Source organism: Longimicrobium sp., assembly GCA_036389795.1.
Classification (GTDB): Bacteria; Gemmatimonadota; Gemmatimonadetes; order Longimicrobiales; family Longimicrobiaceae; genus Longimicrobium.
In genome coordinates this window covers 1-13,964 of record DASVWD010000146.1, presented here as the reverse complement: position 1 = coordinate 13,964, position 13,964 = coordinate 1, and the positions used below count along the sequence as shown (strand labels likewise).

The 13,964-nt window shown below is 77.5% G+C and carries 4 protein-coding genes; all 4 read right to left on the bottom strand.

Annotated elements, in window-relative coordinates; translation table 11 throughout:
* Positions 1–2: 2 nt before the first annotated feature.
* Positions 3–1,094: a TauD/TfdA family dioxygenase gene (locus tag VF746_20245; GenBank protein ID HEX8694768.1), complete on the bottom strand. Its 1,092-nt coding sequence runs from the start codon at positions 1,092–1,094 to the stop codon at positions 3–5.
* A complete protein-coding gene (locus VF746_20240; protein HEX8694767.1) occupies positions 1,091–5,764 on the bottom strand; it encodes an amino acid adenylation domain-containing protein in 4,674 nt (1,557 codons plus the stop codon). The genes VF746_20245 and VF746_20240 overlap by 4 nt, the downstream gene beginning before the upstream one ends.
* Positions 5,765–5,891: 127 nt before the next feature.
* Positions 5,892–11,423 carry a beta-ketoacyl synthase N-terminal-like domain-containing protein gene (locus VF746_20235; protein ID HEX8694766.1) on the bottom strand — a complete coding sequence of 1,844 codons (5,532 nt, stop codon included), beginning with the start codon at positions 11,421–11,423 and terminating at the stop codon, positions 5,892–5,894.
* 23 nt (positions 11,424–11,446) lie between these two features.
* Positions 11,447–13,964 (bottom strand): amino acid adenylation domain-containing protein (locus VF746_20230; GenBank protein HEX8694765.1); only part of this gene is annotated, 2,518 nt, incomplete at its 5' end.

Sequence of the window (13,964 nt, the reverse complement as noted above, 5' to 3'; positions counted from 1 at the left end):
GCTCAGACCGCCCCCGCCGCCGCGTCCGCCGCCGCTGTCTCCGCCGCCGCGGGCTCGCCCCCGGCCTCGGCCATCACCACCACCACCTTGCGCGGGCCCTCGAACGCCTCGCGGCCGTGCGCGAACATCATGTTGTCGAGCAGGAGGACGTCGCCCTCCTCCCAGGGGAAGCGCACGCTCTCCGCCTCCCACGCGGCGCGGATCGCCGCCAGCGTCCCGGGCTCGATCGGGGAGCCGTCGCCGTAGTAGGTGTTGCGCGGCAGCTCCTCCTCGGGGAACTCGGCCAGGAGCGCGTCGCGCAGCGCCGGCGGGAGGCTGGAGACGTGGAAGAGGTGCGCCTGGTTGAACCACACCGCCTCGCCCGTGCGGGGGTGGACCGCCGTGGCCTGGCACACCTGCCAGGTGCGCAGGTGGTCGTCGGCGATCCACTCGTGGCTCATCCCGGTGCGCGCGCAGAACGCCTCCACCTCCGAGCGCGAGTCGGTCTGGAAGACCTCCTGCCAGGGGAGGTCCAGCCGACGCGTGTAGTTGCGCACGTACATGACCCCCAGCCGCTCGAAGCGCTCGACGAGCGCCGGGTCCAGGCGCGCCAGCACCCGCCGGCTGTCGGCGATCGGCGTCTCGCCCCCGCGCGGAGCCGCCTGCACGCAGTAGAAGGCGATCTTCATCGGCCAGCTGCGCGTGTACGACATCTCGTTGTGTATGGGGATCACCTGGTCGGCCGGGTACTCGGTGGAGGTGTAGACCGAGCCCTTGACCTGGGTGCGGGGCGTGGAGCGGTAGGTGTAGGCCAGCAGGTCGGCCGTCAGCGCGCGCATGAACGCCTCCACCTCGTCCAGCTCGCCCACGGTGAAGCCGCGGAAGAGAAGGGCGCCGTGGGCCAGGAGCTGCTCCTCGATCCAGCCGCGCCCCGAGGCGGCCCACTCGGCCAGCCGGAGCCGCTCGGCGGCGGGGGTCACCAGCAGCGGCGGGCCGCCGGAGCCGTCCAGGCGCCCGGCGCGGACCAGCGCTTCCTGCGTCACGCTCACGGGCTTGCGGCGGAGGCTGCCGGGGCCGCCCGGGCCGCGCCCGGGGAGGGAGGTGCTGTCGCTCATGGCGTGCCTGCCTGTTGGTGGGAAGGGGTGCGGCCCCGCCTGAGCGCCAGCCGCTCCAGGCTCGCCGTCCGCAGCCGCGCCTGGCTGGCTTCCCGCGCCCGCGCCTCGTCGGCCGCCAGCCGCGCCGAGACGGCGCTGAGCGGCGCGTCGGGCTCCGCGGCCATCGTCTCCAGGACGGCGGCCACGTGGTCCAGGAGGCGCGAGACGGTGGCGGCGTCGAAGAGGACGGGGGCGTAGCTCAGCGAGAGGACGAGCCCGTCGCCGGTGTCGGCGGCGGCGAAGAGGAGGTCGTAGCGGACGGGGGTGTCGTCGGACTCCAACGGGGAGAGCGCCACCCCGGGAAGGTCCAGGTCGCGCAGCGAGCGCTCCTCCACGAAGTCCACCTTGACGCGGAAGAGGGGGTCGCGCGCCGTGGAGCGCCCGGGGTGCGCCGCCTCGGCCGCCTGCTCGAAGGGGACCTCCTCGTGCGCGTAGGCGCCCAGCGTGGCCTCGCGGACGCGGCGCAGGAGCGCACGGAGCGGGGGGTCGCCCGAGGCGTCCACCCGCAGCACCACCTGGTTGACGAAGCAGCCGATCAGCCGCTCGGTCTCGACGTGGGCGCGGTTGGCGGCGTTGGCGCCGATCCACAGGTCGTCCTCCCCCGCCAGGTGGCGCAGGAGCGCGGCGAAGGCCGCGGTCGTCGCCATGAAGAGCGTGGCGCCCTCGGCGCGGCAGAGCGCCTTCACCGCGCGCACCAGCTCCGGGGGGAGGTCGAGCGTCCGCAGCTTCCCCCAGTGGGGGACGCGCGCCGGGCGCGGCCGGTCGAAGGGGAGCGCCAGCGCGGGCGGCGTCCCCGCCAGCCGCTCGCGCCACCACCCCAGCTGCGCCTCCACCATCTCCCGCGGCCAGGCGCGCTGCCAGGCGGCGTAGTCGGCGTACTGCACGGCCGGCGGATCGCCCAGCGGGCTCGGCTCGCCGCTGAGGTACGCGCCGTACAGCGCCGACACCTCGTGCACCACGATCCCCGCCGACCACTCGTCGCTGGCGATGTGGTGGAGGGTGAAGAGCGCCACCGCCTCCTCGTCGCCCAGCCGCACGAGCGTGCAGCGCATCAGCGGGCCGGCCGACAGCGAGAAGGGCCGCTGCGCCTCCTCGCGCGCCAGCCGCCGCGCCAGCGGCTCGCGCGCCTCCGCGTCGATCTCCGAGAGGTCGACGACCGGGAGGGGAACGGCGTGCGGCGGGCCGATCACCTGGAAGGGGCGGCCGTCCTCGCCGGTGCGGTAGGTGGTGCGCAGCACCTCGTGGCGGCGCACCACCTCGCCCAGCGCGCGGGCGAGGGCGGCGGCGTCCAGCGCGCCGCGCATGCGCAGCCCCGCGGCCACGTTGTAGGCGGAGCTCCCGGGGTCCAGCTGGTCGACCAGCCAGAGCCGCTCCTGGGCGAAGGAGAGGGGGAGCTCGCCCTCGCGCGGGACGGGGACCACGGCCGGCGGCTCGGCGCCGCCGCCGGCGCGCGCCAGCGCCTGGATGCGCGCCGCCAGCGACCGCACCGTCTGCGACTCGAAGAGGGTGCGCAGCGGGAGCTCCACCCCGAACGCCTCGCGGACGCGGGAGATCACGCGCGTGGCCACCAGCGAGTGGCCGCCCAGCTCGAAGAAGTTGTCCTCCGCGCCCACGCGCTCCACCCCCAGCACCTCGCACCAGATCCCCGCCAGCACCCCCTCGGCGGCGCGGCGCGGCGCCACGTACGTCCCGGCCGGCTGCGCCTCTCCGGCGGGCGCGGGGAGCGCCTTGCGGTCCACCTTGCCGTTGGGGGTGAGCGGGAGGGCGTCCAGGGGGACGAAGACGGCCGGCACCATCGTCTCCGGGAGCCGCTCGCGCAGGAAGGCGCGCAGCTCGCGCGGCGGGACCGGCGCCCCGTCGGCCGCCACCACGTAGGCGACCAGGCGGTTCTCGCCGCGCGCGTCCGGGTGCGCCACCACGGCGGCCTCGGCCACCCCCTCGTGCTCCAGGAGCGCGCCCTCCACCTCGCCCGGCTCGATGCGGTGGCCGCGGATCTTCACCTGCTCGTCCACGCGGCCCAGGAACTCCAGCTCGCCGCGAGGGCTCCAGCGCGCGCGGTCGCCGGTGCGGTACATCCGGCCGCCCGGCTCGGCCGAGAAGGGGTCGGGGACGAAGCGGCTGGCGGAGAGCGCCGGCCGGCCGCGGTAGCCGCGCGCCAGGAGCCGGCCGCCCACGTACAGCTCGCCCACCACGCCCGGCGGCACCGGCTCGCCCTCGTCGTCCAGGACGTAGACGGAGCGCCGCGGGATCGGCCCGCCGATCGGCACCAGGCGCCCGGCGGCGTCCGCCCCGGGGTCCACGTCGTGCGCGGTGGCGGTGATCACGGCCTCGGTGGGGCCGTAGGCGTTCACCACGCGCACCGACGCTCCCTCCTCCCACGCCGGCGCCGCCTCGGCCGGGAAGGCCTCGCCGCCCACCGTGACCAGCCGCAGGGGGCCGGGGCGGGCGGGGCGGCCGTCGCACTCCTGCACCACGCGCCGCCAGTACGCCGCCGTCAGGTCCGCCACGGTCACGCCGAGCTCCGCCGCGCGCGCGAAGAACTCGCCCGCGTGCCACGGCTCGCCGCCGCGCATGGCCACGGCGGCGCCGGCCGCGAGCGGCGGGAGGATCTGCTCCAGCGACGCGTCGAAGCCCATCGCGGCGAACTGCAGGAAGCGGTCGCCCGGGCCGATGCCGTACAGCTCGGCGAAGAGGAGGGAGTGCGAGGCGGCGGGTCCGTGCTCCACCATCACCCCCTTCGGCCGCCCGGTGGAGCCGGAGGTGTAGATCACGTACGCCAGGTGCCCCGGGCCCGCCCCGCCCGCCGCGGAGCCGTCGCCGCCGCCTTCGCCGTCGCTCTCGACGTCGAGCCCGTCGATCTCCAGCACGGCCTGGGGGGCGATCCCCAGCGGGTCGACGACGCGGGCGCGCACGGCGGAGTCGGTCACCACCACGCGGGCGCCGGAGTCTTCCAGGAGGTAGCGGAGCCGCTCGCGGGGATAGCCCGGATCGAGCGGGAGGTAGGCGCCGCCGGACTTCAGCACGCCCAGGAGCGCCACGATGCACTCCACCGAGCGGTCCAGGCAGACGCCGACCAGCACCTCGGGCCCCGCGCCGCGCGCCCGGAGCGCGCGCGCCAGCCGGTCCGCCCGCGCGTCCAGCTCGGCGTAGGCGAGCGTCCGCCCGTCGCAGGCCACGGCGAGGGCGCCGGGGTCGCGCGCGGCCCGCGCCTCGATCAGCCCGTGCAGGGTGCGAGGCGCCTCGGGGGCGGCGCGGCCGGGCTCGTTCCACTCCACCAGCACCCGCCGCCGCTCGGCCGCCGTCATCCGCGGCAGCGCCGAGAGCGGGCGGCCGGCGTCGGCGGCGATCTCCTCCAGCAGGTCGCGGAAGTGCTCGGCCAGGTGCTCCGCCGACTCGCGCCCGAAGCGCTCCTCGGCGTAGGTCAGGTACAGCTCGACCTCCTCCCCCGGCACCGCCTCCAGCACCAGCCCGTAGCCGAAGCCCTCCTCCTCGCGCACCTTCGCGAAGGCGCGGACCTCCACCGGGCCCACCCGCAGCGCGCGCGTGCCCACGCCGGGGAGGTTCTGGAAGGTGAGCATGGTGTCCAGCAGCGGCTCGCCGGGGGCGAGGCCGCTCCACCGCTGCAGCTGGACGGGGGAGCAGTGCTCGTGCGGCCGCGCGCGCCCCTGCGCCTCCTGCAGGGCCCGCAGCCACTCCGCCGCGCGCGCGCCCCGGTCGACGGCCGCGCGCACGGGGACGACGGTCATGAAGACGCCCAGCATGGCCTCGGCGCCGGGGACGGCGGCGGGGCGCCCGGAGGCGGTGGCGCCGAAGACCACGTCGCGCCCGGCGCCGTAGTCGGCCAGCGCGAGCGCCCAGGCGCCCTGGAAGACGGTGTTGAGCGCGAGCCGGTGCCGCCGCGCGGCCTCGCGCAGCCGGTCCGCCGCCTCGGCCGGGAGGACGGTCGAGATCATCCCGTACCGCCCGTCGGGCTGCGCCGGCGGGGGGACGGGGCCGTCCAGCGCCAGCCGCCGCGGCTCGGCGCCGGCCAGCGCCGCGCGCCAGTACGCCTCGGCCTCGGCGAAGTCCTGGCCGCGGAGCCAGGCCACGTACGCCTCGAAGCGCGGCGCGGGGGGGAGCCCCGGCTCGCCGCCGCGGGCGAAGGCCTCATAGGCGGCGAAGAGCTCGCCCAGGAAGAGCGAGGCCGACCAGCCGTCCAGCGCCAGGTGGTGGCAGCTCCACGCGAAGCGGTACGCCCCGTCCGCCACCCGCGCCCCCGCCAGCCGCATCAGCGGCGCGAGCGCCACGTCGAAGCCGCGCCGCCGCTCGTCGTCCACCAGCCGGCGGAAGCGCGCCTCGCGCTCGTCTGCGGGGAGGCCGCGCCAGTCGCGCAGATCGACGGACGTCTCCACCTGGCGGCGGACCACCTGCAGCGGCTGCTCCAGCCCCTCCCAGAAGAACGCCGTCCGCGCCGCCGGGTGCCGGGCGATCACGTGCCGCCAGGCGCGCTCCAGCGCCCCCGCGTCCAGGTCGCCGTGCAGGTCGAAGGTGATCTGCTCGACGTACTGGTCGCGGTCGGGAGACTCGAGCCGGTGCAGCAGGATGGCCTGCTGCATCGGCGCGAGCGGGTAGACGCTTTCTACGTTTTCCATCCGGGACGGCGGGGGCGTGACGATTCGGGTCGTGGGGAAGGTCGGTGCGGACTCGGCGATTCGCCCGGACGGCTTCGATCCGGGGTCGGGGAGGATCGGTCTGGCTGATCGCGGTCGGATGCGATGATCAGACGGGATGGGGGACCGGCGGATCGGCGTCGCGGCGCTCGTCGGCGCGGCGGATGAGCGCGGAGAGCCGGTCCAGGTCCGCCGCGCTGATCGCCGCGGGCGCGACGACGGCGGGCGCGGCGGGCTCGGGCGCGGCGGCGGGCTCCTCCGCGGCGGCGCCGTCGGCCGGCGGGGCGGCGGCGGCGCGGACGGCGGCGGCGAGCCCGGCGACGGTCTCGTGCCGGAAGAACTGCTCGGGGGTGAGCTCGATCCCCCACCGCTTCGCCTGGTGGATGATCTGGATCGCCTGCACCGAGTCGCCCCCCAGCTCGAAGTAGTTGTCGTGCACGCCCACGCGCTCGACCCCCAGCACCTCCCGCCAGACCTCGATCAGCCGCTGCTCGACGTCGCCCGCCGCCGCGGGAGCGGCCGCCCGCGCGGGAGCCGGCTCCGCGTCGCTCGCGGCGGAGGCCGGGCCGGCGGCGGCCGCGTCCGCGGAGCCGGCGCGCCACGCCTCGAAGTCCTCCGGCGAGACGACCACCTCCCCCTCCAGCCCCGCGGCCAGGATGCGCGCGAACGCCTCCACCCCCTCCTCCGGCTGGATGCCGAAGCCCGCGGGAGCCGGCGCGGGCGCGGCGGCCCGGGCGTCCTCCTCGGCCAGGGCGCGCAGCTCGGCGCCGGGGTCCTTCATCCGCTTCTGCACGAAGCCGTCGACCTCCACCAGCACCTCGCCGGCAGGGCTCGCCAGCGTGAAGTCGAAGGTGATGGTCTCGCCGCCGCCGTCCCCGTCGCGCAGGCGCGCCCAGGCGAAGACGTGGCGCGTCATCGGCGCGTGCACGTCCAGCCGCCGGTAGCCGAAGGGGAGCCAGTAGCCCGCCCCCGCCAGGAAGTTCTTGGCGATCCCCTGCGTCCGGTCGAGGAGCGCGGGATGGAAGTCCATCTCCTCCAGGTCCGCCTCGAACGCCGCGGGAAGCTCCAGCTCCAGGAGGAGCTCGCGCTCGCCCAGGCGCAGCCCGCGGATGCTCCGCCAGCGCGGGCCCAGGTCGTCCTCGCGGTCGTCCTCGCGGGCGTCGGCGCGCTCCTCGCCGCAGCGGGCGCGGATGGCGCCCAGGTCGAGACGAGGCGGCGCGGCGGGCTCGCCCGGGAAGACGCGGCCCAGCGCGTGGTCGCGCCGCGCGGCGCCCTCGCCGCTCCACGCGGCGAAGCGGAAGCCGTCGCCCTCGCGCTCCAGCTCCAGCCGCTCCTCGCGCACCTCGCCGTCGCGCACGCGCAGCGGGGTGAGGAAGAAGACGTCGCGGAAGCGGACCGGCCGGCCGCGCCCGCCGCCCAGCGCCGCGCGCACCATCTCGATGTACGCCACGCCGGGGACCACCGCGTGCCCGGCGATGCGGTGCTCGTCCACCACCCAGCGGCTCGCGGGCGACATCGCGGTGGCGAACTCCGAGCGCGTCGCGCCCTCCGCCACGCACGCGTCCACCAGCGGGTGGCCCACCACGCGCACGGGCGCCGCCGGCGCTCCGCCGCGCGCGCGCGCCGCCATCCCCACCCGCTCCCACGCCGGCCAGTCGATGGCCACCGTAAGCGTCCCCGTCCGCGCCCGGTACGCGCGGGCGAAGGCGCCCAGGAAGGCGTTGGCCGCCGCGTAGTCCGCCTGCCCCGCGCGCCCCGCCACCGCCATCCGCGACGAGCAGAGCGCCACGAAGTCCAGCCCGGGCTCGGGGAAGAGCTCCCCGATCACCCGCGCGCCGCCCACCTTGGGCGCCAGCACCGCGGCCACGTCCTTCGCCGCGCGCGTGCGGATCAGCCCGCCGCCGGGGACGCCGGCCGCGTGGACCACCCCGTGCACCGCCCCGAAGCGCGCCTCGGCCGCCGCGACGGCGCCGCGCATGGCCCCCGGGTCGGCCGCGTCGGCGCGGTGGACCAGGACCTCGCCGCCGGCGGCCTCGATCTCCCGCAGCCGCTCGATGGTGCGCCGCACGGGGTCGGCCGCGTCGTGGCCGCGCACCCAGGCGTCCCAGTCCGCCGCGTCGGGGAAGAGGGAGCGCCCGACCAGCACCAGCCGCGCCCGCGCCGTCCGCGCCAGGTGCGCCGCCAGCTCCAGCCCGATCCCCCCCAGCCCGCCGGTGACCAGGTAGACGCCGCCCTGGCGGAGCGGCGCGGCGAGCCCGGGCGCCGGCGCCGGGAGCGCCACCGGCTCGAAGGCGCGCACCCAGCGGCGGCCGCCGCGGTACGCCACCAGCGGCTCACCGCCGCCGGCCGTCATCTCCCACGCCAGGCGCTCCACCAGCCGCGCCGCCTCGAAGTCGGCGCCCGGCAGGGCGACGTCCACCGAGCGGCAGCGGATCGACGGGTGCTCGCGCGCCACCACCGGCGCCGCGCCGGCCAGCATCGCCCGCTCCGGCCGCTCCACCCCGCCGCCCGCCACCTCCTGCGCCCCCGCGGTCACCAGGCAGAGGTCGAGCTCCCCGCCGCCCCCCGCGCCGAGCGCGCGGACCAGCGCCAGGAGGGCGCCCAGCCCGCCGTCCTCCGCGTCGATCCCCGTCTCCTCGACGCCCCAGAGGTGCGCCACGCGCCGGGGCCGCCGGCCGGACGCCGCCAGCTCCTCCAGGAGCCGCCCGTAGTCCTCGGCCGACCGGGGGTCCACCGCCCAAACGTCGTCGCCCAGCCGGGCGAAGGCGTCGCCCGGGCGCACCCGGACGACGTCCGCGCCGGCGGTCTGGAGCCGCCACGCCAGCCGGTCGCCCACCCCGTCCTCCGGCGCCAGCACCAGCCAGGGGCCCGCCTCGCACAGCGCGGCCGCGTCCGGCGCCGCCGCGGGCCCCACCGACTCCTTCCAGGTGGGGAGATGGAACCAGTCGGCCAGCTCCGCCCGCTCCCCGGAGGCGCGGCGGGCCGGGGCCGGGCGCGCGCCGTCGACGGGCGCGTCCACCCAGTGGCGCCTGCGCTGGAAGGGATACGCCGGCAGGGGGATCTTCCGGCGCGGCCCGCCGTGCAGCTTCGCCCAGTCCGGCTCGACGCCCGCCAGCCAGAGCTGTCCCACGGCGTGCAGCATCGACTCGTGGTCGCCCGCGGCGTCGCGGGGGGCGGGGAGCGAGGCGGCCATCACCTGGCCGGGGAGCTTGCGCGGGTGCCAGCGCGCCATGCTCCGCAGCGCGCGCCCGGGGCCGACCTCCAAGAGGACCGCGTCGGGATCGGCGAGGAGCGCCTCCACCCCGTCGCCGAAGCGGACGGTGCGGCGCAGGTGCTCCACCCAGTAGCCGGGATCGGTGGCCTCGCCGTCGGTGATCCACCGGCCGGTGAGGTTGGAGAGGTAGCGGATGCGCGGAGGGTGGAGCGGGGTGCGGGCGGCCTCGGCGCGGAAGGCGTCCAGCACGGGGTCCATCATCCACGAGTGGAAGGCGTGCGAGGTGCGCAAGCCTCGCGCGGCCACGCCGCGGGCATCGAGCGCTTCCTTCAGCCGCTCCACCGCCGCGTGCGGGCCGGAGACCACGCACAGCTCCGGGCCGTTCACCGCCGCCAGCGACAGCTCGCCGCCCAGCAGCGCCGCCACCTCGGCCTCGGGGAGGGGGACGGAGAGCATGGCGCCCGGCGGGACGGACCCCATCAGCCGGCCGCGCGCCGCCACCAGCCGCACCGCGTCGCCGAGCTCCATCACCCCGGCCAGGCAGGCTGCCGTGTACTCGCCGATGCTGTGCCCCAGCATCCCCGCCGGCTCGATCCCCCACGAGCGCCAGAGCAGCGCGAGCGCGTGCTCCACCAGGAAGAGCGCCGGTTGCGCGTTCTCGGTCCGCCGCAGCGCCTCGTCCGCCTCCTCCACGCGGTCGGGAGACGGGAAGAGGAGGGCGCGCAGGTCGGCCGCGACGTGCGGGGCGGCCAGCTCCAGCCCGCGGTCCAGCGCGGCGCGGAAGACCGGCTCCACCTCGTAGAGCTCGCGCGCCATTCCCGCGTGCTGCGCCCCCTGGCCGGGGAAGAGGAAGAAGACGGGGCGGCGGACCGCCTTCTGCGCGCGGGTCAGCACCCGCTCCGGCGCGAGCGTCTCCAGCGCGGCCAGGGCGTCGTCGCGGCCGGCGCAGACCAGGACGCGGCGGTTCTCGAAGGGCTCGCGCCCGGCCTGCAGCGTGTAGGCGACGTCCGCCAGCGGGACGTCGGGGTTGGCGCGGAGGTACGCCGCCAGCCGCCCGGTCGCCTCCTCCAGCGCCCCCTCCGACTGCGCGGAGAGGACCAGGAGCTGGCGCGGGCGCGCCGGGGCGGCGGGCGGGGGCGCGGGCGCCTCTTCCAACACCACGTGCGCGTTGGTCCCGCCCAGCCCGAACGAGCTGACGCCGGCCCGCCGCGGCGCGCCGTCGGCCTCCCAGGGCACGAGCTCCGCGGCCACGCGGAAGGGCCCGGCGGCGAAGTCGATCTCCGGGTTGGGAGAGGTGAAGTGCAGCGACGGCGGGATCTCGCGGTGCGCCAGCGCCAGGACGGTCTTGATCAGCCCGGCGACCCCGGCGGCGGCGTCCAGGTGGCCGATGTTGGTCTTCACCGACCCCAGCGCGCAGAAGCCCGTCTTCCGGGTGGCGCGGCGGAAGGCGCGGGTGAGCGCCCGCACCTCGATCGGGTCGCCCAGCGCCGTCCCCGTCCCGTGCGCCTCCACGTACGTGATGGTCTCGGGCGCGACGCCGGCCAGCGCCTGCGCGGCGGCCACCACCGCGGCCTGGCCGTCCACCCCGGGCGCGGTGTACCCCACCTTCGCCGCCCCGTCGTTGTTCACCGCCCACCCGCGGATCACCGCGTGCACCGTGTCTCCGTCGGCCAGGGCGTCGGAGAGCCGCTTGAGGACCACCATCCCCGCCCCGTTCCCCGCCACCGTCCCGCGCGCCCGGGCGTCGAAGGCGCGGCAGTGCCCGTCGGGCGAGCCGATCCCGTGCTCGTGGTACAGGTACCCGGCGCGCTGCGGCACCACCACGTTGGAGCCGCCGGCCAGCGCCGCGTCGCACTGCCAGTCGGCCAGCGCCTGGCACGCCGTCGCCACGGCGACCAGCGAGGTGGAGCACGCCGTCTGCACCGTCACGGCGGGGCCGCGCAGGTCCAGCTTGTAGGCGATGCGGGTGCTGAGGTGGTCGTTCTTGTTGTGGATCGAGGCCTGGAAGGCGCCGGCCGTCCCCGCCAGCCGCCCGGCGGGGACCAGGTGGTTGACCAGGTAGCTGTTCCCCCCCGCCCCGGCGAAGACGCCCACGGACCCGGCGTAGCCGCGCGGCCGCAGCCCCGCGTGCTCCAGCGCCTCCCACGCCACCTCCAGGAGCAGGCGGTGCTGGGGATCGGTGAGCTCCGCCTCGCGCGGGGTGAAGCCGAAGAAGGGGGCGTCGAAGAGCTCCACCCCCTCCACCACGCCGCGGGCCGGGACGTACGCCGGGTCGGCGCGCTCCGCCGGGTCCACCGCGCGCTCCAGCTCGTCGTCGCGGAAGCGGCGGATCGACTCCACCCCCGCGCGGAGGTTCGCCCAGAAGGCGTCCACGCCGTCCGCGCCGGGAAAGCGCCCGGCCATCCCCACGATGGCGATCGCGTCCATGCTCTCTTTCGCTCCGGTGCGGCTCAGGCTTCGCCGGCGAGGGCCGGCGGGCGGCGGGCCGCCATCGCCTCGCGCTGGCGCGCGGCGCGCGCCTCCGCCTCGTCGACGGCGGCGGAGGGCGCCTCGGCGCCGCCGGCCGGGGCGCCGCCCTCTCCCAGGCGCTCGGCCAGGGCGGCGATGGTGGGATACTGGAAGAGCTCGACCAGGGAGATGCGCTCGCCCAGCCGCGCCGTGACCCGGTCGTAGACCTGCACGATGAGGAGCGAGTTGCCCCCCAGGTCGAAGAAGCGGTCGTGGATCCCCACCCGCTCCACCCCCAGCACCTCGCGCCAGATCTCGGCGAGCGCCTGCTCCAGCTCGCCGCGCGGCGCCACGTGCGCGGCCGACGGCACGGCCGCCAGCGGGCGCGGGTCGGGGAGGGCGCGGCGGTCCACCTTGCCGCTCGTGGTGCGCGGCAGCTCGGGGAGGGAGACCACCAGCGAGGGGACCAGGAACTCGGGGAGGCGGGCCCGCAGCGCGGCGCGCAGCTCCGTGGGGAGCCCGCCTTCCGCGCCCGGGCGCGGGACGTAGTAGGCGACCAGCTCCGCGTCGCCCCGTCCCAGGTCGCGCACGGCGGCGGCCGCCGCCGCCACGCCGGGGTGCTCCATGAGCACGGCCTCCACCTCCCCCAGCTCCAGCCGGACCCCGCGCACCTTCACCTGGTCGTCCGCGCGGCCCAGGTACTCCAGCCGGCCGTCCGCCCACAGCCGCGCGCGGTCGCCGGTGCGGTACATCCGCCCCCCCGGCCCGCCGAAGGGGTCGGGGACGAAGCGCTCCGCCGTCCGCGCCGGCTCTCCCAGGTACCCGCGCGCCACCCCGGGCCCGGCGATGCAGATCTCCCCCGCCGCGCCGACCGGCACCGGCCGGAGCGCGCCGTCCAGCAGCCGGAGGGCGACGTTCGGCAGCGGCCGGCCGAGCGCCGGCCCGCTCCCCGCCTCCACCCGTCCGGCCGTCGCGTCCACCGTCGCCTCCGTGGGCCCGTAGACGTCGAACACGGCGGTGTGGGGCAGCTCGCCCAGCCGCGACCAGAGCGCGGGGTCGACCGCCTCGCCGCCCACCAGGATCACCCGCGGCGCCGGGACGCCCTCCGAGCCGAGCCCCGCGGCCAGGAGGGCGCGCAGCTGCGTGGGGGTGCAGTCCAGCACGTCGATCCCCCACTCGCCGATGCGCGCCGCCAGCCGGCGCGCGTCCAGCCGGTCCTCCTCCGGGACGATGCACAGCGTGTGGCCGCGGAGCAGCTGGATCCACTGCTTGACCGACGCGTCGAACGCCGCCGGGGCGTTCATCGCCACCCGCAGCGGCGCGTCCCGGCCCGCGTAGACCGAGCGCCCCAGCGCCTCGGCCAGGTGCACGGCCGAGCGGTGCTGCACCATCACCCCCTTGGGCCGCCCGGTGGAGCCCGAGGTGTGGATCACGTACGCGAGGCCCTCGGGGGAGACGGGCACCCGGGGATTCTCCGCCGGCAGCGCGCCGAGCCGCTCCGCGTCCGCGTCCAGGCGGAGGGTCGCGGGCGCGCCGGGGAGGCGGTCCGCCAGCGACGCCTGCGTGACCAGCGCGCGGAGCCCCGAGGCGGCCGCCATGTGCGCCAGCCGCTCGGCCGGGTACGCCGGGTCCATGGGGAGGTACGCGCCGCCGGCCTTCAGCACGCCCAGGATCGCCACCAGCAGCTCGGGCGAGCGCTCCAGCAGGACGCCGACGCGGTCCTCCGGGCCCACGCCCTCCGCCCGGAGGGCGTGGGCCAGCCGGTTGGCGCGTCCGTTCAGCTCGGCGAAGCTCAGCGCGCGCCCGCCCAGGACGACGGCGGCGCGCTCCGGCGTGCGCTCCGCCTGGCGCTCGAACGCCCCGTGCAGCGTGAGCTCCGCGTCGAAGTCGGCGGGCGGACCCGTGAGCACGGCGAGGACGCGCGCGCGCTCGTCGTCCGGGAGGAGGTCGAGCTCCCCCACCGGCGCGTCGGGCGCGGCGAGGGCGCGTTCCAGCAGGACGGCGAAGCGCGCGGCGATCCGCTCCACCTCGTCCCGATCGACCGCGCCGGCGTCGTACTCGAAGTCGAGCCGCGTCTCCCCCGCTCCCCCCACGCAGCAGAGGCGGAGCGAGAAGCGGTCGGCGCAGGCGTGGACGTCGTCCAGCGTGAAGACCACGTCCCCCGCGGGCTCGGGAGAGGGCCGCGTCCGCCACTCGAAGCCCACGGCGTAGAAGCCGGGGCGCGGCGGCGCGCCGGCCGGCTCCTGGTAGAAGTAGTCCTGCCACTCGTGGAGGTCGGCCGCCGCGGCGGCCGCGTCGGCGCAGAGGGCCGAGAAGGACCGCGCGCCGTCGACGCGGCAGGCGAGCGGGAGGGTCCGCGCGAACGGGCCGATCGCCCGGTCCAGCCCCTCGTAGAGCCGGCCGTCGCAGGCGGCGCCCAGGGTGAGCTCCGGCTGGCCGGCCAGGCGCGCGAGCAGCACCTGCCAGCACGCCAGCAGCACCGCGTCGGCCACCACGCCGAGCCGCTCCGCGAGCGCCGCC

Bases quoted from the DNA above. Each gene is read 5' to 3' on its own strand.
- VF746_20235 (HEX8694766.1), bottom strand. From the start codon at position 11,423: ATGGACGCGATCGCCATCGTGGGGATGGCCGGGCGCTTTCCCGGCGCG.
- VF746_20245 (HEX8694768.1), bottom strand. From the start codon at position 1,094: ATGAGCGACAGCACCTCCCTCCCCGGGCGCGGCCCGGGCGGCCCCGGC.
- VF746_20240 (HEX8694767.1), bottom strand. From the start codon at position 5,764: ATGGAAAACGTAGAAAGCGTCTACCCGCTCGCGCCGATGCAGCAGGCC.